This window comes from Bacillus sp. VA13 (assembly GCF_055710085.1).
Map to the genome: position 1 here is coordinate 1,366,710 of NZ_JBVQPP010000001.1, position 19,966 is coordinate 1,386,675.

Consider the following 19,966-nt stretch of genomic DNA (forward strand, 5'->3'; position numbering starts at 1 on the left):
TTTATTCATATGTGATTTGGTCAACTGTCTTTCGGTCTAATTTCTTAATCACTTCTGTAATTAATTTGACCGCGTTTTCATAATCATCACGGTGCAGCATGGCCGCGTGCGTATGAATGTAGCGGGTTGCAATGGTAATAGAGAGCGCAGGAACGCCATTTGCCGTCAAATGGATGGCTCCCGAATCTGTTCCGCCGCCGGCGATGGCATCAAACTGGTACGGAATGCCTGCTTCCTCTGCGGTAGCGACAACTACATCGCGCAAGCCTTTATGAGAGACCATGGATGCATCGTAAACGATAATCTGCGGGCCTTTGCCCATTTTGCTTTGCGCTTCCTTCTCGGAAATGCCAGGCGTGTCTCCTGCTATTCCTACATCAACACCAAACGCAATATCAGGCTGAATGGTGTGCGCAGCCGTTTTCGCTCCCCTCAGGCCAACTTCCTCCTGCACGGTTCCGACACCATACACAATGTTTGGATGATCTGTATTTTGTAAGTTTCTTAACACATCAATTGCAATCGCACAGCCGATACGGTTGTCCCAGGCCTTCGCCAGTAAGAATTTTTCATTGTTCATGACCGTAAATTCAAAATGAGGTACGACCATATCTCCCGGGATTACCCCCCATTCCAAGGCTTCTTCTCGGCTTGAAGCTCCAATATCAATAAACATGTCTTTTATTTCCACTGATTTTTTTCTCGCTTCAGGAGATAAAATATGCGGCGGCTTGGAGCCGATTACCCCTGTAATTTCGCCTTTTTTTGTCACGATGGTGACACGCTGGGCCAGCATAACCTGAGCCCACCAGCCGCCAACGGTTTGAAAACGGATAAAGCCTTTATCGGTGATTTGTGTCACCATAAAGCCGACTTCATCCAAATGCCCGGCGATCATAATTTTCGGGCCGTTTTGCGCACCTGTTTTTTTGGCAATTAAACTGCCCAGCCGATCTGTTGTCACCTCATCAGCAAATGGTTCTATGTATGATTTCATCACTTGCCTTACTTCTCTCTCATTGCCCGGTATGCCTTTTGCATCTGTTAAATCTTTCAGCATGGTCAATGTTTCATCTAATTTTGCCATGTTTCAAAACCTCCTTCATCAGTCCTGCCTTCTTATTATACAAAACCTGGCGCTAACCATACGACTATTTCACTTGAAAATCGGGTATATGTTTTTAGAACTTTCTTTTTAAAAAAGTGAAACCTTTTTCTATGCTCTTCGTATTACATCAGATCATCACAATAAGGGAGGTGCCTTCACACAATGTTTGTCATGGTTTTAAGGATTATATTGCTTGCACTTTTTGCTTATTGTATTTATGCCGCAGTCAAATATGTCGCGAATCCAAAGAGAAGGCTCAAGCTGGCCCAATCAAAAGAACATTTTTATATTATTGATGAACAGAACAATACCCGAAAGAACTTTCAGCTGACGTATAAAGGCGTGCTTTTTGAAGGAGAAAAGCATATTCCTTCCAAGGACCATCCGCTGTTTATCCACACCATCTTTGTCTGGACAGAATCTCCTGAGAAGCTGAAACATTTCTCTGCAAAAGATTTTGAGAACATTGAAGAAAAAGTGCTGGAACGCTATCCGAATTGTAAGATTGACTGGGACCAGCCCATTAAACTCGCAAAAAAAGCAGAAGAGCGTTAAAACGCTTTTCTGCTTTTTATAAATCAAACGGGCTGTAATAAATGCCGATCAAGATCGCTTCAATGACCAAAAGAAGTGGCACTCCGTACTTAAAAGACGTGTGTTTCGTTTTATGTCTGAAGGTTTGCATGCCAAGCCAGACACCGAGCGCTCCAAACACGATCGCTATCAGCCACAGCCGTTCTTCAGAAATTCTCCATTTGTGCTGCTGCGCTTTTCGTTTGTCAACGCCCATCACCCAAAAACCGCATAGATTAATCAGCACCAAATAGATAGCAATAACCATGTGGCCTCATCCTTTATATAAAAAAGCCGCTCTGCTGGAGAGCGGCTCTATATGATTACTTGTTTAATTGAGCTTTAGCAGCATCAGCAAGCTGATTGAATGCAGTAAGATCGTTTACAGCAAGATCAGCAAGCATTTTACGGTTTACTTCGATACCAGAAAGCTTAAGACCGTGCATTAAACGGCTGTAAGAAAGACCGTTCATGCGAGCAGCTGCATTGATACGAGTGATCCAAAGTTTACGGAAATCACGTTTTTTCTGACGACGGTCACGGAAAGCATAGTTTCCAGATTTCATGACCTGCTGGTTAGCTACTTTGTATAATGTATGTTTTGAACCGAAATAACCTTTTGCTAATTTAAGAACCTTTTTACGACGCTTACGCGCAACAGTTCCGCCTTTTACTCTTGGCATTAAATTTCCCTCCTAATTGTTCCTTATCCGATTACTTGATGTTAGCAAGCATTTGTTTGATACGTTTGAAGTCTCCTGCACTTACAACAGCACTCTTGCGAAGCTTACGCTTTTGCTTTTGAGATTTGTTAGCGAATAAGTGACTTGTATACGCGTGAGAACGTTTTAACTTCCCAGAACCTGTCTTTTTAAAACGTTTAGCAGATCCGCGGTGAGTTTTCATTTTTGGCATGGGATTTCCTCCTTATTGCTTTTCGTTTTTCGGCGCGAGCATTAAGAACATGCTACGGCCGTCCATTTTTGGTTTTGTTTCGACAGTCGCAACCTCAGCACATGCTTCAGAAAAACGGTCTAACACACGCTGACCGATTTCTTTATGAGTGATTGCGCGTCCTTTAAAGCGGATAGAAGCTTTCACTTTATCGCCTTTTTCAAGGAATTTAATCGCATTGCGCAATTTCGTGTTAAAGTCATGCTCATCGATTGTCGGACTTAACCGAACTTCTTTTAAGTTAATGATTTTTTGATTCTTGCGTGCTTCTTTTTCCTTTTTCTGCTGCTCAAATCGGAACTTACCGTAGTCCATGATTCGGCAGACAGGCGGTTTTGCATTCGCTGCAACTAACACAAGGTCAAGATTTGCGCGGCCGGCGATTTCAAGTGCTTCCTGACGGGACTTGATTCCAAGCTGGTCGCCATTTTGTCCGATCAAACGGACCTCACGTGCACGGATACCCTCATTAACCAATTGATCTTTGCTAATAATGAGCCACCTCCATAGTTTCTTCGAATTGATTCACAACTCATTTTGACTGCATTCTGCAGGCAAACAAAAAGTGTGGGCATTATAAAACACCCACACTACGAACATCTGTATCAATAAAAATGTACGGTCAACCTGCCAACTACATGCATGTGTCAATCAGGTGAGAAGCGGGTGCTTCTGCTTGTGATTTATATTCAATTCAATAACTATTCTACACAATACCGGATCTTTAGTCAAGGACGACTTATCCGGAACAACTTTTACATTGTAACATGGGTTTTCTATGAGCGCAAGAGAGAAAAAGAAAATCTTTCATCCTCATCCAGAATGTAAAGTTTCTGAACGGCTTAGCCACGCATCAAGTGTTCTGTTGAATAACATCGGTTCAGCCAGCGGTGGCCGATCCCCGGATATGCCGAAAATAGCTGATTTGCTGTTCCCACATCCGCCGCTGACACCCCCGCCATGAATAAAGACCATGCGCCGAGGATAGTGTACCCTGATTCTGTTATATGAAGAATCAATAGTCTCCCCCATCCTTCTCCTTATTTCACAGTTTATCATGAAACCACTGACAGGAAAAAATGTAAAGTAAAGTTAATCCCTAACCGATATAGGAAGCAGAAGGGAGTCTGACACATGAACAAACTGATACAGCTTGCTTTATTTTTCACATTGATAGTAACCGGTTGTTCGAATAGCAGCAGCACATCTTCCGAACCAAAAGCTGAAACGGTTAAGACAGCCGTAGCATTTAACCAAAAGGAACTGGAGAAAGAGCTGAAAAAACTAAAACCCGTTTCATTGGAAATGAAGTTTGAAAGTCCGCTCGCTGCTGAATTAGGAAAGCTGAAAGCAAAAGAAGAAGCAGAGAAACAAAGACAAATCGAGGCCGCAAAAAAACGTAAAAAAAAGCGAGAGGCGAAACGAAAGAAACAGCAGGAGGAAGAAGCGGAGAGACAGCGATTAGCAGAGCGGCAGGCGGAAGCTGAAAGACAAGCTGAGCTTGAAAGACAGAGACAGGCAGCAATCCAAAAAGAGCAGGAAGAGAATGCTGAAAAAAAGCGGCAATCGCAAGCACAACGGCAGCAGACCGAAGCACACTCATCTAATAGCCAACATGCACCACCTTCCTCGAAACAGACAGATGATACCATTCAACAGCCGGCTTCAGAGCTTCCTGATGACGATGGCTATGGTTATGAAGAACGAAAAAAGTGGCATGACGATCAAGTGGAATGGGGCATTAAACAAGGATATATCGATCCCGAAGACGCACCATAAAATAGAAAAAGCCAAGGCTTTCAGCCTTGGCTTATCCTCCGATTAGCTGCACGAACACAGGAATGACAAGAACCGTTACCACTCCTACTACGACAACCGCAATACTTGCCATCGCAGCTTCGACTTCTCCCATCTCGATCCCGACGGCTACACCGAGTGCATGTCCGGACGTTCCGAGAGCCAATCCTTTAGAAATGGGATTCTTTACTTTAAACACCTTCAAGAACAATGCTCCGAGCGCATAAACAATTACAGCGTTAAAGATGACCGCAAAGGCAGTGATGTCGCTGATGCCTCCAATGTCTTTTGATAGAGGAAGCGCAATTGCCGTTGTAGCCGCCTGCGGAAGCATGCTTTTCATCACTGCCGCATCGAGGTGAATACCTTTTGCGAGCAAATAAACAATCGTGACAGAGCAGATAGAGCCGACAATAATGGAGGACATGATTTGCCACCAGTATTTTTTCAGCTTATCTCTTTGTTTGTAAAGAGGAATTGCAAAAGCGATCGTCGCCGGTTCAAGGAAAAACTTAATGATTTCTCCCCCATTATGATAGTCTGCATAGGAAAAACCGCCGATTTTTAAGAATGCGATCCCAAGCACCATGGCAACAAACAAAGGAGTGAAAAGGAAGAAGCCTTTCGTTTTCTTAAATAAAAAGGTGCCGATGCCGAATGCAGCAAGTGATACGACAATTCCGAAATAAGGACTCATTGTGCTTTCCATCTGATGAACCTCCTGTTTCCTTAATGGTGAACGAGTTCTTTATTGTTCTGCGGGCTTTGCACTGTTTTTGTTTTCATGTCCGCTGCGGATTTGCGTTTTCCGCTCAGCGAAAGAATCAGCTGAGAAAACAATCCTGTAGCCCCTAGCAAAATGATCGTTGCGAGCAGAATGACAAGAACAATTTGCAGACCGTATTGCTGCATCACACCTAGCGAATTCATAACAGATATACCTGACGGGACAAATAAAAACCCGATCAGAGAGGTTAAAGACGTTCCGAGCGTTTCTACTTGTTCCAATTTAATGACTTTCAAACATAATAGAAGAAATAATAAGACCAACCCTACAACCGATGCCGGGATAGGTATCGGGACAATAGCTGCAATCATATTCGAAACCAGCATAATGACGGCAAAAATAAATGCTTGTGTTAAAAACCCGTACACTTTTTTAGCACTCATTTTCTTCACCTCTTTCTCTTTGGTACCCTCATTATAAATAAGAATCCCCTGTTATGAAGCGCTTACAAGATAACATGCCAAATAGCGGGACTGAGTTGCAGAATCAAATGGCTGAAATGCAAAAAGCCGCCCATCAAATATGGAGCAGCTTTTTCAATTCCTTTGCATATGTCCGGCTGACCGGTATTTTTGATCCGTCTTTCATGATCAGATTGTACGTTGAATTAAACCACGGCTGAATTTCTTTAATATATTCGGTATTGACGACAAAGCTTCGATGGACGCGGATAAAGTCAGCATCAGGCAGCTTTTTCTCAATCACAACGAGCGTATCGCTGACCGAATAAGATGTATCGAAGGTTTTTACATTGACATGACCATCTTCCGTCCCAGCATAGATAATGTCCTTCGTATCTATGATTACAATTGATTCTCCGACAGATAGCGCGAGTTTATGCTGGCCGGCATGGCTGTTCTGTTCTATTTCAACGACATCCCGATTTACTTTTTTATATTTTTTCAGCGTTTGCTGAATTCTTTCCTCATCGAAAGGCTTAGTTAAATAATCAAGAGCGTCCACCTCAAACGCTTTGAGCGCATATTGGTCATACGCTGTCGCAAATACAACAGCAGGTGGATGCTTCATTTTTTTCAATCGCTTTGCGATATCAAAACCGTTTTCTCCGGATAAATCAACGTCTAAAAACAGCAAATCAGGTTTTTGATCCATCATTTGGTCAAAAGCAGATTCGATATTTTCCGCTTCATTGATTTCTATTTCCTCATTGGTCCGCTTGAGCAAGTAAGCCAGTTCATCCCTTGCCAGCATCTCATCATCAACTATTAACACCCTGAGCATGTTCTTCTCCCTCTTTCATCTGTTGCATTGGCACTCGAAAGGAAACCTCTGTCCCTTTCTGAACCTCACTCCTGATATTCAGTGCGGCTTGCTGTCCGAATAAACCGACCAGCCGCTGATTCAGGTTATAAAGCGCTGTACCGGTTCCCTCCTTAGACGGAAACGGTTTCTTTCCCAGCTCCGGCAGGATGTCCGGCGGAATTCCCCGTCCGTTATCCGTCACCTTCATATAGACGAATGTATCATCAGATAAGACACAGACCGTAACTTTGCACATGTCTTGTTTTTTCGGAAACGCATGACGAAGCGCGTTTTCCACAAGCACCTGTAAAACAAACGGAGGGATTTCAATCTGTTCCAGCCTGCTGTCGATATTCAGCTCAATCTTATATTTCCCGGGAAAACGCGCCTGTTCTAATGATAAATAGGCGTGGAGGTGGTTCAGCTCCTTTGAGAGCGGAATCAGCAGCTGCCTCGCTCCTTGAAGGTTTGAACGAAAATAAACACTGAGCTGCAATAAGAGCTTACGTGTTTTTTCAACATCCGTGCGGCATAACGCAGAAATCGTATTGATCGCATTAAATAAAAAATGCGGATTCACCTGTGCTTGAAGCGCTTTGATTTCAGCATCCTTGAGAAGCTTGCTTTGCAGCTCTGCTTCCCCAAGCTCAAGCTGTGTCGAAAACAGCATGGCCAGCCCCTCAGCAAGCTCCTCCTCTACTTGGCTCAGGCCAGCCGGGTTTTTAAAATACATTTTTAAAGTGCCGATTGTATTGCCGTTTGATGTCAGCGGCAGGACAATCGCCGCATGCAAAGGACATTCAGAATGCGTGCATTCAATCTCTTCCTGGGAAATCGCCTTCATGATTTGCCCTGTTTTTATCACCTTTTTGGACAGGCCGGTGATCAAGCTTTTTGATGGGATGTGGTGATCCATTCCCGCGCCGACATGCGCAAGGATCTTCTCATTGTCAGTGAGAGACACCGCATCTGTTCCGGTCAGCTTATGGATAATAGCCGCCACACTTTTACAGGAGTTTTCATTTAGACCTTGGCGAAAAAAAGGAAGCGTCTGGTCAGCAATTGTCAGCACTCTGTGCGTTTCAAGCGCCCTTGCCTGCTCTTCCTTGCGGATGATCGCTTGAATAATCGACAGGAAAATAAAACTGCCTGTTCCGTTGATGAGTATCATCGGAATCCCGATCATGCTGACAAGCTCCCAAGCGTCACTGAATGGCTTCGCCATCAGCAAAATAATCACCATCTGCAGTGACTCCATGCCGATTCCCACAAGAGCGGCGATACGCGGTGTCGGCATTCGGTACCGCTTCGTAAAATACCTTCCGATCAAGCCTGCAAGAACACCCGCTAAAACGGATGATACCGCACAGCTTAAGGCCGTGCTGCCGCCGAGCGAAAAACGGTGCAGGCCTGCCAGTATACCGATCCCCGCTCCTACAAACGGACCTCCGAGAAGGCCTCCGATTTCCACGCCCAAAATACGGGTATTCGCGATAGAGCCCGTCGGATCTATCGCAAACACCCAGTCATTGTTTACAATCATATTTTTTTGAATTTCGATGCCTGTATAATTGCTGATGATACTAAAGAGAGAAAAAATAGAGATTAAAACCACTTTTCCTTTATAGCCGTCCTGATTTTGCAAAGCTTGTCTGAAAAGCTTCGTATGGGCGAGAATGAAGCCCAATATAACGATAATCCCTACCCTCTCAAGCATCATAATCATTAAATGAATCATGCATGTCACCTGTTCTTTCCGTTTTCATTCTAGCATGTTTTCGTTTCACGGCTGACTGTTTTTTTAAAATCGTCTGAAAACATATTTCACAAGGCTTTTATCTATTGTAAAATAAAATGTGAGCCTTTTGGCAGAAAGATTTGAATCTGTAGCAGAGGAGAAGATCATGAAAGCCGTATTTTTTGATTTAGACGATACACTACTTTGGGACGAAAAAAGCGTCAGAACAACATTTGCAGAAACTTGTTTACAGGCGGAGAAAAAATATGGCCTTGACCCGCAGGCATTCGAAGCAGCTGTTCGCGAAGCGGCGAGAGAATTGTACATGTCATATGAGACGTATCCATATACAGTGATGATCGGCATTAACCCGTTTGAAGGACTGTGGTCCAATTTCTCCGAACCGATCAGTGAAGGCTTTCAGAAGCTGAACAAGATTGTGCCGGAGTACAGAAGAAACGCATGGACAAACGGGCTGAAAGCGCTTGGCATCGATGATCCTGCATATGGCGAATACTTGGGAGAGTTTTTCGCGGCAGAGCGCAGAAAACGCCCCTTTGTATATGATGAAACATTTGCTGTACTCGATCAATTAAAAGGCAAATATGAATTGCTGCTTTTGACAAACGGCGATCCGAGTCTGCAAAAGGAGAAGCTCGCCGGCGTGCCTGAACTCGCCCCTTATTTCAATGAAATCGTCATCTCGGGCGCTTTCGGAAAAGGGAAACCAGATGTTTCAATTTTTGAACACTGCCTTAAGCTGATGAATATTGAAAAAGACGATGCGATCATGGTCGGCGATAATTTGAATACTGATATTTTAGGCGCTTCAAGAGCCGGTATCAAAACTGTTTGGATTAATCGGACAGATAAGAAAAACGAAACCGATGTGACGCCTGATTACATCATCAGCAGCCTTCATGATTTGTTTCCTATATTAGAGAAATAAAAAAAGCATGATCTCTTCAATGAGATCATGCTTTTTTATGTTATTTTTTCGCTTCAGATACTGCCTTTTTCACAAAATCATCTAGTGAAATGGTTTCAGAGTTCTGCTCTCCGTACTTACGGACGTTTACTGCCCCGTTTTCTGCTTCTTGGTCACCGACCACAAGCATGTACGGAATTTTTTGCATTTGCGCTTCGCGAATTTTGTAGCCGATTTTTTCATCGCGGCTGTCGACTTCTACACGCAGGCCTTCACGCTGCAGGCGTTCCTGCACTTTTTTCGCGTAGTCTAAGTGCACAGCCGGAGACACCGGGATGACTTGGAACTGAACCGGTGCAAGCCATGTTGGCAGCGCACCTTTGTGTTCTTCGATTAAGAAGGCAACAAATCGTTCCATTGTTGATACGACACCTCTGTGAATAACAACCGGACGGTGCTGCTTGCCGTCTTCACCGATATAGGTTAGATCGAAACGTTCAGGCAATAAGAAGTCAAGCTGAACCGTAGACAATGTTTCTTCTTTGCCGATCGCTGTTTTCACCTGAACATCAAGTTTAGGGCCATAGAATGCCGCTTCACCTTCTGCTTCGTAATAGTCATGGCCGATTTCGTCCATTGCCTCTTTCAGCATGGATTGTGCTTTGGTCCACATTTCATCGTCATCAAAATATTTCTCTGTATCTTCCGGATCACGGTAAGACAGACGGAATGTGTAATCACTTAAACCGAAATCTTCATATACATCCTGGATTAAACGGACTGTACGGATAAACTCATCCTTAATTTGATCCGGGCGCACAAAGATGTGTGCATCATTTAACGTCATGCCACGTACGCGTTGAAGCCCTGACAGCGCACCTGACATTTCATAGCGGTGCATCGTTCCCAGCTCCGCAATACGAATCGGAAGCTCGCGGTAGCTGTGAATGTCTTGTTTGTAAATCATCATATGGTGCGGGCAGTTCATTGGACGCAACACAAGGGTTTCATTGTCCATTTCCATCGGAGGGAACATGCCTTCTTGATAATGATCCCAGTGTCCTGATGTTTCATACAGCTCTTTGCTCCCAAGCACAGGTGTGTATACATGCTCATAGCCGAGGCTGATTTCTTTATCAACAATGTAGCGCTCGATGACGCGGCGGATTGTCGCGCCTTTTGGCAGCCAAAGCGGCAGGCCTTGTCCGACTTTTTGAGAGTTCGCAAACAGCTTTAATTCTTTGCCGAGCTTTCTGTGGTCACGCTCTTTCGCTTCTTCAAGCATGCGAAGATGCTCTTCAAGATCAGCTTTTTTGAAGAAAGCTGTGCCGTATACGCGCTGAAGCATTTGGTTGTTGCTGTCACCGCGCCAGTATGCGCCTGCAAGGCTTAACAGCTTAAACTCTTTGATTTTTCCTGTTGAAGGAACGTGCACGCCGCGGCACAGGTCAAAGAATTCGCCTTGCTCATAGATCGAAACGGTTTCTCCTTCAGGAATGGCATCCAATAGTTCAAGCTTCAGGTCGTCGCCGATTTCTGCAAAACGGGCTTTCGCTTCTTCACGGCTGACTTCTTTTCGAACGATCGGGAGGTTCGCATTGACGATTTTTTTCATTTCTTTCTCGATTTTCGGCAGATCCTCCGGTGTAATCGCTTCTTCCATTTCTACATCGTAGTAAAAACCGTTTTCGATGACCGGACCGACACCGAATTTGACATCTTTATAAATGCGTTTAATCGCTTGAGCAAGCAAGTGAGCCGTACTATGGCGCATAATTTGAAGACCTTCTTCTGAGCCTTCAGTAATGATTTCCACTGTACCGTCTTCATTGATCGGTGTTCTCAAATCGATTTCTTTTCCGTTCAGTTTTCCGGCTAATGATTTTTTCTTTAATCCCGGACTGATGGATGCCGCGATATCTTCTGTTGTTGTTCCTTTCGCAAACTCCTTGACTGCTCCATCAGGAAATGTGATTTTTACCATATCTGACATCTATGTCACTCCTTTTTTGCATATAAAAACCCCGCCCCCTATGAAAGGGACGAGGTTGAATAAACGGAATCGTGGTTCCACCCTTTTTTCCGCAAAGCCAATACTCCGGCAACTGCGGCTCTAAGCTCTGTAACGGGAGTTCCCGTCAGCCATTACTGCTCCTTTAAAGGGGTTCACAGCTGAAGTTCAAAGGCGGTAAAGTGAATGGTCCTTAGCTGGGAAGCTTGCAGCCGGGGCTTCCCTCTCTTTGAGCCGGTATCATTCCTTCGTGTCCTTATCAATACGTGTGTCTTTCTTAATCTCCTATGTATTATAAATTGTTCAATCCAAAAAATCAACACGATCGTATTTCCTTTTTCAAACCGACAGCCTTATATATACAGGCTGCCGGCCCTTATCCTTCCGAGTGCTTCACAGGTATTTCTGCGTCTGAAAAAGCGTGCAGCGGAAGCATTTCCATTCTCTCTTGAAATACGTTTTGAATGGTCCTTGCCATCATGTGCTCGGGCTGGTCGGTGTAAAGCACCACTTCATCAGGCGCAATGGAAATCAGCGGCGCGAGCAAATGAGAATCAATGTACATAGGATGATCGCGGACGAATCGCCTGTCTATGTATTTCATTTTTTCCCGTTCCGGCACATAGCGCAGTTCCCATAATGTAAATGAACCATCATGGACAATATGCACCTTTTTGATTCGCGGCTGTTTTGCTGTTACATAGTCTCTGAGTGTTTGAATAAAGTTTTGATATTCCTGTTCCATCTTATATTCATCTATCGCCGCTTCCGTAATGTCTCTAAGCTGCTTGTAGTATTGTCCGAGTCGGAAGGTCTGAAAGGAACGAATGGAAAATAAGCCTTCCTCTAAACAAATCGTTTGGAGTTCATCCAAAATTGATTGTTTCCGCGAAAGCTTTAGCGGCTCAAACGGCAGATCGTCCGCTTCTCCTTCAATAATACTGTGTGCGAGCTGAAGGATTTGCTGCTGTTCATCCTGGTCCGTGAAGCAGTATGTTCCCTCAATCAATGACAGCATATGCTCGTCTTCTTTGCATTCTAAAAAAAACTTGACCAGAATCGGCTCCATAAAATGCTGAATAGAGAAAGCCGGCTTAGCTTTTTCAATCCCGATTTTCCGTATGCCTTCACGGACAATGATATTGTTCCGATCGTCCGAATGCTGAATGAGATGTAAAAAAGCGGCTGCATCATGGTCATCTTCAAAGATTATTTCAAGCATGTTTGTCCCCCCTTACGGCATCTGTTACAAGTATATGGGGGATGTTTTTAAAATAGACGTAAAGGTCATTGGCAAATCTTAATTTGATTCTTGGAACAGGTTTTGCATTTTCTTTCTGAAGATGAACGGCAGCGAGATAAACACGATATACAAAGCGAGCACCATAAAGAAAGCGGGCAGATTGCCAGCCAAAAAGCTCGCACCCAGCACATTAAGCGCAATGGTCCCAGGGATGATTCCCGCGGCCGTCGCCGCAAAATATGGCAGCGCTTTGACATTGGAAAGACCTGCCGCATAACTGACGAAATCAAAATTGATCGGCAGGATTCTTAAAAGAAAGATATAAAAAAATCCGTTATCCTCCATCTGCTTCTGAATGGCTTCCAGCTTTTCGTAATGGCCGTTCTTTTTCGCAGCAAACAAACCCGCTGCAAAAAACGAAACAGCTGAGGCGCACATCGAACCGAATAACGTGTAAAGCGTGCCGAGAAGCGGGCCAAACGCAAGCCCGCCCGCTATAGAAATAACAGACACCGGAAATAAAACAAGAGGTCTGACGATGGATATCCCGATAAACATCAGCGGTGCAAAGACCCCGAATGACAATATCCATACCCTGATCTCTTTCGGCGATACATTCAAATACCTTTTATTTCCCCAAAAGATTAAACCTGCAACGGCCAGCACTGCCAGCCATTTAAGAGCGGTTTTTCGTTTCATACCCTCAGTTCCTTCCCCTTTGAACCGCAGCGATTACGGATGGCGGCGGTTTTCTCCGTCAAGGCGGATTGGAGCAGCCAAATATAATATCCGCTCCATTAATCTTGCCGCTTTTACTTCTTCCTTTTCTCCCCTTTGCGAATACGTAAAATGATGCTTCAGTTCGTCAGGTGAGAAATTAGAAGAAAAGAACGTCGGAAGCTGCTGGGACATTCTGTGCTGAAGCACTGTTCCGATGACTTCATCCCTTACCCAGCTCGTCATTGATTCCGCTCCGATGTCATCAAGCATCAATACAGGTGTTGTTTTGACCATATTGAGCTTCTCTTCCAATGAATGGTCTTGAAGCGAATTCTTGAGCTCTCTCACAAATTCGGGTACATATACGATCATGGAGGAATACTCTTTTTCCGCCAGTTCATTGGCAATCGCAGCGAGCATAAACGTTTTTCCTACCCCGAATTTCCCGTATAAATACAGTCCTTTCCCTTTTCCCGTCTCATTATAGCTTTTCAGAAAATCCGTAACATGCTGGAACATCGCGAGCCTGCTCGGATCACTGATATCAACCTGCTGGAATGTCGCTCCGAGAAGGTCCTGCTGGATATACATGCTTTTCATAAGAGACTTTTGTTTTTTCTGTTGGTCGAGCTTCCGTTTGACCGGACATTCATAATACTCGATATCAATAGAACGGCCATTGACAACAAGCTTCGGATGGTAGCCCTCCAACAGATTGTTGCAATCTTCATCTTCTGAACAATAGGAGCAATTCTTGCTTTGTCCGCTATATTCATAAAGCTTATTTAAGCTCTTTTCAATCATTTTTTGATCAATCATTTCTTCGTTTTCCTTCAAAAATGCCTGAACATCTTGATCCTTCATGACTTTTTCCTTCATTTGTTCAAGACGTTTTTGGAAATCCGGTCTGCCGGTTACGCCCTGCAGGGAACGGCCGATTGGTTCCATCTATTACTTCACCCCGCATCTCTGTCTTTAATAGGCAGAGTATTTTTTCAGTTTTTGCATCTCTTCCATCATCTTTTTCTTCTGTTCTTCCAAATCCTGAGGTTGCAGCTTCTGCTGTCCGGATTCTGAATCGGATGCTGTTTCCTTTTCTTTCATCCAGTCAGGAAGTTTTTCTTCGCGAATCACTTTTGAGTTTCGTTTTGATGGCTGATTTGCTTTCCCTTCAGCCCATTCAAGGTATTGGCGGTTTTCTTCTATCGCGAGCTTCATCGCTTCTCTGACCGTTTTTACCTTTTTGCGCGCCCAATGCGACGCGATTTTTTGGATATAGTTTTTCGACAGCTTCATATCGGTTTTCAGCATGACGTAATAAATTAACACATTTGTAACGCCTGGCTCGAGCTTCTGTTCAAACATAATTTCTTCTATGATTTTCAGATCAGCTTTTGACGGCTCAGTTCCGTCGGCAATGTCCTGCAGAAGCTTCTTCGGAGAAATCGCCTCAAGCAATGCGATCAGTTTCCCGTCCAGCGAATCCCCTTCCGCCGGTTTTTCGCCTTCACGCAGATGCACCGGCTGTGTTTTTTCCACTAAGTCAGGCAGTTGTCCGTTTCTTTCGATTTGATACCAGTCACTTGCCGCTTTTCTTAAAGCCTCCGTCGTAATGACGTCACGCTCATCAATCGCGCTCATCACGACATTTTGCATTTGCAAAGGATCTATGCCGTACAGATAAGAAAGCTTTTTGATTGTGTCCCGCACCTGCTGAGTCATTGCTTTTCTCGGAATCATCGTCTCAGAAAGTCCCGCTAAAAACAAATCAAAATCAAACACATCCTCCGTTATGGTGTAGGACGGTGCCTGTCCGACAGAAGTATACTCTGTGCCCTGCGCAAGTTTCACCGTTTCCTCCATATCAGATGTGAGCTTCCATTCACTCGGCTGCAGCGATTCAAACGCATGATTAAACGGCCGCGTAATGTCCTTCGCATCTTCTGAAATGGCCGGGTGCGTGAAAAATTGTTTTAATTGCTGATATTTTGTTTTTCCGACTCTATTGTACAGAAAAACATTCAGCATTCCGTCTTCAAAAAAATCATTTGGCCTGAGCGGCGGAAGGAGTTCATATATAAAGAGGCGCTCCTGCCGCTCGGATTCCTTCATATATACTTTTAGCAATCCGATGCCTTCGAGCTTCCCCTGTTCCTGATGGATCGTTTTTAAGTTAGACTGTGTCATCCCCATCAGCTGTCTATGTGTGGACTCTCCGCCCCACAGACGGTTTTGTTCAAGCTCTCCCCACAATGTCATATAAAGAGAGAATGCAACAGGGCCGATTAAGGGCTGATACAGTTGTGTAATAATTTGTCTGTCTATATCCTGCAGCATCGATCTGCTTTTGACCACATACGGATCTACAGGCAGTACATCTTTCCAATAGTCAGCCATACATTCTCAAACCTTCCGAATTTGTTTCTACCTTTCATTTTACACCGTTTCTCATATCTATCAAATGCCAATTTTGCACATGAGAAAAGAGCTAGAAGAATCCTCTTAGCTCTTTTAACGCTCTTTCTTTATTAAATCTTTTAATTCATCGATAAAGACGTTTATATCTTTAAACTGCCGATAGACTGACGCGAACCGTACATATGCGACTTCATCAATCTTAGCCAGCCGGTCCATCACCATTTCTCCGACGAGCTCGCTTTTCACCTCAGAGCAGCCTTGATTGCGAAGTTCTTTTTCAATATCAAAGCACATGTCTTCAAGCGTTTTGAGTGAAACAGGTCTTTTTTCACATGCTTTTATGAGGCCGCGCAGCATTTTTTCTCTGCTGAATTCCTCACGCACACCTTCTTTTTTCACGACGATGAGCGGGGTTTCCTCCACTTTCTCAAAGGTCGTAAACCGGTAGTGGCAGGATTCACACTCGCGTCTTCGGCGAATCGATTTTCCGTCATCCACAGGCCGTGAATCGAGGACTCTCGTTCCGTTATGCTGGCATGAAGGACATTTCAATAAAATCAGCTCCCAACTATTTCGTTCCCTGCAATGTATTTTCGGCAGCCTCCGCCTTTTAAAATAGATGTGAAAGCATCTGTCGGGAGAGCCGTTGTGTAAAGCTGTGTCTACAGCATCTGGTGGTTTGTGAAAATCTCTTTCTTATTTTACAAAAAAAACGAAAAAAGAAAAAGCTGGACCACCCTTGTTTCTTTATAAAAATAAAAGGAGCATAAGCTAAAAAGCGCAAAATGGCTTTCTAGCTTCAGCTCCCTTTGTGTTCGTGTTTACTATAGTACTTTCGCTTGCGCCTGTTTAATTTGCACAGGCCCCATTCCTCTTGGTATTTCAATGTTTTCTCTTGTATCAGCATGTAATGCCTCTGCGATGTAATCAGCAGCGACATTAGGATCTAAGTCTCCACAAGTATAAACATCAATGCTCGCATATCCGTGCTCAGGAAAACTGTGAATTGTTAAGTGTGATTCAGAAATAATCACAACTCCGCTTACGCCTTGCGGTGCAAATTTGTGAAATGCAACCTCGCGCACCTCAGCACCTGATTTTAGAGCAGCATTTACAAACGTTTTTTCAATAAAATCCATGTCATTCAGCTTATCAAAATCGCATCCCCATAGCTCGGAGATAACGTGACGCCCCATTGTTTCCATAGTCATGGACCCCCCTTAACAAGAATTAAAAAGTGAAATTCCAACAACTGGGTCGGCCATTTACCACGGGGGAAAGTTAGTCCGGAGAGGTCCTAACCCTTTAAGTAATTCCGAAACAGTCTCAAGCAAGAAGTTCACGAAAAATAGTATACTGTGTTTAAGTCTAATTTGCAAGGTGCGTTTTTTCAGAAATATGCTGTTAAGGGTTTTTTCTTCAAAATGCGTCCATGACCTTATTTTATACAGCAGACGGATGTTTCATTCGTGCCGCTACATGGCGGATCAGATCAACGACTCTGCATGAGTAGCCCCATTCGTTGTCATACCATGCGAGCACCTTTACTTTTCTGTCTTCCATTACCATTGTCGTAAGCCCGTCAATGACCGCTGAATGCGGATTTGTATTATAGTCAGTCGAAACGAGCGGTTCATCTGAATAATCAAGAACGCCGTACATCGAAGTTTTGGCAGCCCGTTTAAATGCCTCGTTTACCTCTTCAGCCGTTACTTCAGTTTTCAGATCGACAACGAGATCAACCAGTGAGACGTTCGGAACAGGGACGCGCAAGGCAAGGCCGTGAAGCTTTCCTTTCAGATGCGGCAGCACGAGCGAAAGCGCCTTTGCCGCTCCTGTTGTCGTCGGAATGATGGATTCACCACATGCCCGCGCCCGGCGCAAATCTTTATGCGGATTATCAATATTTTTCTGGTCATTCGTATATGCGTGAACTGTAGTCATCAGCCCGCTCTCAATGCCAAATTCTTCATCCAGCACTTTTACAACAGGCGCAAGGCAATTTGTCGTGCATGACGCATTTGAAATAATGACATGGCGGTCGGCGTCGAATTGGTCCTCATTTACTCCCATCACAATGGTAACGTCTTCATTTTTTCCCGGAGCAGTCAGAATGACTTTTTTGGCCCCCGCTTCTATATGACCCATCGCTTTATCTTTTGAATTAAACTTCCCTGTCGCTTCGACGACAATGTCAATATCATATTCCCGCCAAGGCAGCTGTTTTGGATCACGGCTGTTTAATAAAAGCACTTTCTTTCCATTCACGATTAGGCAGTCTTCACCAGCCACAACCTCTTTGTCGTACCTGCCGTGATTTGTGTCATACTTTATTAAATGAGCCAGCGTTTCTGCGGAATAGCTGGCGTTAATGGCCACTACTTGAATTTGATCATCTAACATTGCTTTTCTAAAAACCATTCTCCCGATTCTTCCAAACCCGTTGATCGCTACTTTTACCTTCATGTTGGACACCCCTTATCGATTATGTCATTCTAATTTGTTGTCATCTGTAATTAGTATAACACATTAAAATGAATTCGCCAGTACATATTGATAAAAATCAACGATTACAACGCTAATTTATGATGCATTATATATTTTCTTGCACACAAATTAGGCGTAAGAACCAAAAAGCAGCCAGCGTTCCGCACTGACTGCTCTCATTTTTTATGACTCCTGTTTTAACTTATCATTGAGCACACTTTCTTCTAACACAGAAAATGTATCCCCGTACACTCTGTTAATATGACTCGCTCCCCAAGCACACAGCATGTCTAAAATCCCTTCTAAGCTGCGGCCGTATTCGCTAAGCTCGTATTCCACTTTGGGAGGAACCTGATTGTACACGATCCGGTTAATGACACCGTCCGCTTCCAGCTCGCGCAGTTGCTGGGTCAGCATTTTTTGCGTGATGTTAGGCATCAGGCGCTTTAATTCACTCGTGCGTTTTTTTCCGTGCGTCAGGTGGCATAAAATGACGCATTTCCATTTCCCGCCGATCACTTCAAGAGTCGCTTCAACTGAAATGTTATATTTTTTCTGCTCCATGCGGTTCACTCTCCTTACAGGCACTAAAAAGTGACTATAGCACTTAAAAGTACGTACTTTTCTTTTTTGACGATATCTTTCATAATCACATTTGTCGGCTGATTTAAATCTGCTCTTTTTTATTTATATAGCTTACTCGGCAGAATTTCAATCATACAACACATCATACAAAGGAGGAACATGATGACTTCAGCCAATAAAAGCAGCATTCCTGCACTCCTGGCTTTGGCCGTAAGTGCATTCGCCATAGGAACAACCGAATTTATCAGCGTCGGCCTTTTGCCGCTCATTTCTGATGACCTGCACATCCCTGTCACAACAGCGGGATTGACCGTTTCCCTTTATGCGCTTGGCGTTACATTCGGTGCACCTATATTAACTTCATTGACCTCAAGCATGTCACGTAAGACGCTATTGCTTTGGATCATGTTGATTTTTATTGCCGGGAATACGATGGCCGCTACCGCTTCAAGCATCGGGATTTTATTAGCAGCACGTGTGATATCAGCTTTTTCGCACGGTGTGTTTATGTCGATCGGTTCGACAATCGCAGCGGATATCGTCCCTGAGGATAAAAGGGCTAGCGCGATTTCGATAATGTTTACAGGGCTCACTGTGGCAACTGTAACCGGAGTTCCTTTCGGCACGTTTATCGGCCAGCAGCTCGGCTGGCGTTTTGCCTTTATGGTCATTATCGCCGTCGGAATCATTGCTTTCATTACAAATGGCATTCTTGTCCCGTCCAAATTACGAAAAGGGACGAAAACAACGATGCAGGATCAATTGAAGCTTGTGACAAACGGCCGGTTATTGCTTCTATTTGTCATTACAGCTCTTGGATACGGAGGAACATTCGTTGTATTCACGTACCTGTCTCCCCTGCTTCAGGAAGTAACAGGCTTCAATGCCGGAACTGTAGCAGTGATCCTGCTCGTATACGGAATTGCCATTGCAATCGGCAATATGATTGGCGGAAAGCTGTCAAACCGAAATCCGATTGCCGCTTTATTCTATATGTTTATCGTACAGGCACTCGTTCTATTCACGCTGACATTTACGGCTCCATATCAATCAGCAGGCCTTATCACCATTCTCTGTATGGGATTGCTGGCCTTTATGAATGTGCCCGGCCTTCAGGTGTATGTCGTCATGCTGGCTGAGCGTTTTGTCCCGAGTGCAGTTGATGTCGCATCCGCGATGAATATCGCTGCCTTTAATGCAGGGATTGCGCTTGGCTCATATCTTGGGGGTGTGATCACCGATTCAATCGGACTGATTCATACCGCTTGGATAGGCGGATTAATGGTAGTCGGTGCAGTTATCTTAACAGGCTGGAGCCGCTTGATGGAAAAACGGGATCAACAAGAAGCCTGAC

At 44.2% G+C, this 19,966-nt stretch carries 23 protein-coding genes and 1 other annotated feature; of the genes, 4 read left to right on the forward strand and 19 right to left on the reverse strand.

The genetic code is table 11. The features are described from left to right. Position 1: 1 nt before the first annotated feature. Complete coding sequence (locus tag AC0C66_RS07100; protein WP_088679951.1) at positions 2-1,087, reverse strand: M42 family metallopeptidase; 1,086 nt, start codon at positions 1,085-1,087, stop codon at positions 2-4. Positions 1,088-1,270: 183 nt separating this feature from the next. Between AC0C66_RS07100 and ysdB the strand changes: the two genes are divergently transcribed. Then, positions 1,271-1,663: a sigma W pathway protein YsdB gene (gene ysdB / locus AC0C66_RS07105; RefSeq protein ID WP_003222423.1), complete on the forward strand. Its 393-nt coding sequence runs from the start codon at positions 1,271-1,273 to the stop codon at positions 1,661-1,663. Positions 1,664-1,679: 16 nt separating this feature from the next. Here the strand turns inward: ysdB and AC0C66_RS07110 are convergent, their stop codons facing one another. From AC0C66_RS07110 to AC0C66_RS07130, 5 genes are all read right to left on the reverse strand, one after another. Beyond that, positions 1,680-1,949 (reverse strand): DUF1294 domain-containing protein, encoded by a 270-nt coding sequence (locus AC0C66_RS07110; RefSeq protein ID WP_072182830.1) that lies wholly within the window; start codon positions 1,947-1,949, stop codon positions 1,680-1,682. Positions 1,950-2,004: 55 nt separating this feature from the next. After that, positions 2,005-2,364 (reverse strand): 50S ribosomal protein L20, encoded by a 360-nt coding sequence (gene rplT / locus AC0C66_RS07115; protein ID WP_014114727.1) that lies wholly within the window; start codon positions 2,362-2,364, stop codon positions 2,005-2,007. 31 nt (positions 2,365-2,395) lie between these two features. Next, positions 2,396-2,596: a 50S ribosomal protein L35 gene (rpmI, locus tag AC0C66_RS07120; RefSeq protein ID WP_003222418.1), complete on the reverse strand. Its 201-nt coding sequence runs from the start codon at positions 2,594-2,596 to the stop codon at positions 2,396-2,398. A gap of 12 nt (positions 2,597-2,608) precedes the next feature. Further along, positions 2,609-3,130, reverse strand: a complete 522-nt coding sequence (infC, locus tag AC0C66_RS07125; protein WP_010886591.1) for a translation initiation factor IF-3 — start codon at positions 3,128-3,130, stop codon at positions 2,609-2,611. Positions 3,131-3,188: 58 nt separating this feature from the next. Continuing rightward, positions 3,189-3,319 (reverse strand) — a sequence feature (ribosomal protein L20 leader region). A 158-nt stretch (positions 3,320-3,477) separates the two neighbouring features. After that, a complete protein-coding gene (locus AC0C66_RS07130) occupies positions 3,478-3,654 on the reverse strand; it encodes a hypothetical protein (protein ID WP_461845644.1) in 177 nt (58 codons plus the stop codon). 115 nt (positions 3,655-3,769) lie between these two features. Here AC0C66_RS07130 and AC0C66_RS07135 point away from each other — a divergent pair, with 115 nt between their 5' ends. Further along, positions 3,770-4,414, forward strand: coding sequence for a hypothetical protein (locus AC0C66_RS07135; RefSeq protein ID WP_472973521.1), 645 nt, complete (start codon positions 3,770-3,772; stop codon positions 4,412-4,414). A gap of 31 nt (positions 4,415-4,445) precedes the next feature. On the opposite strand, the gene lrgB is transcribed toward AC0C66_RS07135, so the two are convergent. The 4 genes from lrgB to lytS all read right to left on the reverse strand — a co-directional run bounded on the left by lrgB (position 4,446) and on the right by lytS (position 8,220). Next, positions 4,446-5,141, reverse strand: coding sequence for an antiholin-like protein LrgB (gene lrgB / locus AC0C66_RS07140; RefSeq protein ID WP_014114731.1), 696 nt, complete (start codon positions 5,139-5,141; stop codon positions 4,446-4,448). Positions 5,142-5,161: 20 nt separating this feature from the next. Continuing rightward, positions 5,162-5,602 (reverse strand): antiholin-like murein hydrolase modulator LrgA, encoded by a 441-nt coding sequence (gene lrgA / locus AC0C66_RS07145; RefSeq protein WP_014114732.1) that lies wholly within the window; start codon positions 5,600-5,602, stop codon positions 5,162-5,164. 133 nt (positions 5,603-5,735) lie between these two features. After that, positions 5,736-6,461 (reverse strand): two-component system response regulator LytT, encoded by a 726-nt coding sequence (lytT, locus tag AC0C66_RS07150; RefSeq protein ID WP_072182748.1) that lies wholly within the window; start codon positions 6,459-6,461, stop codon positions 5,736-5,738. After that, positions 6,439-8,220, reverse strand: a complete 1,782-nt coding sequence (gene lytS, locus AC0C66_RS07155; RefSeq protein WP_461845645.1) for a two-component system sensor histidine kinase LytS — start codon at positions 8,218-8,220, stop codon at positions 6,439-6,441. Before lytS ends, lytT begins: the two co-directional genes overlap by 23 nt. 166 nt (positions 8,221-8,386) lie before the next feature. Here lytS and AC0C66_RS07160 point away from each other — a divergent pair, with 166 nt between their 5' ends. Beyond that, entirely contained in the window at positions 8,387-9,169 is a 783-nt protein-coding gene (locus AC0C66_RS07160; RefSeq protein ID WP_061186744.1) for an HAD family hydrolase, read from the forward strand. 40 nt (positions 9,170-9,209) lie between these two features. Here the strand turns inward: AC0C66_RS07160 and thrS are convergent, their stop codons facing one another. The 9 genes from thrS to AC0C66_RS07205 all read right to left on the reverse strand — a co-directional run bounded on the left by thrS (position 9,210) and on the right by AC0C66_RS07205 (position 18,591). Further along, positions 9,210-11,141 (reverse strand): threonine--tRNA ligase, encoded by a 1,932-nt coding sequence (thrS, locus tag AC0C66_RS07165; protein ID WP_072182753.1) that lies wholly within the window; start codon positions 11,139-11,141, stop codon positions 9,210-9,212. 394 nt (positions 11,142-11,535) lie between these two features. Next, on the reverse strand, positions 11,536-12,381 hold the full coding sequence (ytxC, locus tag AC0C66_RS07170) for a putative sporulation protein YtxC (RefSeq protein WP_041521036.1): 846 nt from the start codon (positions 12,379-12,381) through the stop codon (positions 11,536-11,538). Between the two features lie 78 nt (positions 12,382-12,459). Further along, the gene (locus AC0C66_RS07175; protein WP_014114737.1) at positions 12,460-13,101 is read right to left on the reverse strand and encodes a TVP38/TMEM64 family protein; all 642 of its coding nucleotides are present in this window, start codon (positions 13,099-13,101) and stop codon (positions 12,460-12,462) included. 33 nt (positions 13,102-13,134) lie between these two features. Continuing rightward, the gene (gene dnaI, locus AC0C66_RS07180; protein ID WP_014114738.1) at positions 13,135-14,070 is read right to left on the reverse strand and encodes a primosomal protein DnaI; all 936 of its coding nucleotides are present in this window, start codon (positions 14,068-14,070) and stop codon (positions 13,135-13,137) included. Between the two features lie 27 nt (positions 14,071-14,097). Continuing rightward, complete coding sequence (gene dnaB / locus AC0C66_RS07185) at positions 14,098-15,519, reverse strand: replicative helicase loading/DNA remodeling protein DnaB (protein ID WP_014114739.1); 1,422 nt, start codon at positions 15,517-15,519, stop codon at positions 14,098-14,100. A gap of 114 nt (positions 15,520-15,633) precedes the next feature. Continuing rightward, the gene (gene nrdR, locus AC0C66_RS07190; protein WP_003223586.1) at positions 15,634-16,092 is read right to left on the reverse strand and encodes a transcriptional regulator NrdR; all 459 of its coding nucleotides are present in this window, start codon (positions 16,090-16,092) and stop codon (positions 15,634-15,636) included. Between the two features lie 272 nt (positions 16,093-16,364). After that, positions 16,365-16,745 carry an adenosylmethionine decarboxylase gene (speD, locus tag AC0C66_RS07195; protein ID WP_003223584.1) on the reverse strand — a complete coding sequence of 127 codons (381 nt, stop codon included), beginning with the start codon at positions 16,743-16,745 and terminating at the stop codon, positions 16,365-16,367. 238 nt (positions 16,746-16,983) lie between these two features. Beyond that, the gene (locus tag AC0C66_RS07200; RefSeq protein WP_461845646.1) at positions 16,984-18,006 is read right to left on the reverse strand and encodes a glyceraldehyde-3-phosphate dehydrogenase; all 1,023 of its coding nucleotides are present in this window, start codon (positions 18,004-18,006) and stop codon (positions 16,984-16,986) included. 204 nt (positions 18,007-18,210) lie between these two features. After that, positions 18,211-18,591 (reverse strand): winged helix-turn-helix transcriptional regulator, encoded by a 381-nt coding sequence (locus tag AC0C66_RS07205; RefSeq protein ID WP_014114741.1) that lies wholly within the window; start codon positions 18,589-18,591, stop codon positions 18,211-18,213. A 183-nt stretch (positions 18,592-18,774) separates the two neighbouring features. On the opposite strand from AC0C66_RS07205, the gene AC0C66_RS07210 reads away from it, so the two are divergent. Next, positions 18,775-19,965, forward strand: coding sequence for an MFS transporter (locus AC0C66_RS07210; RefSeq protein ID WP_072182755.1), 1,191 nt, complete (start codon positions 18,775-18,777; stop codon positions 19,963-19,965). Position 19,966: the final 1 nt, after the last annotated feature.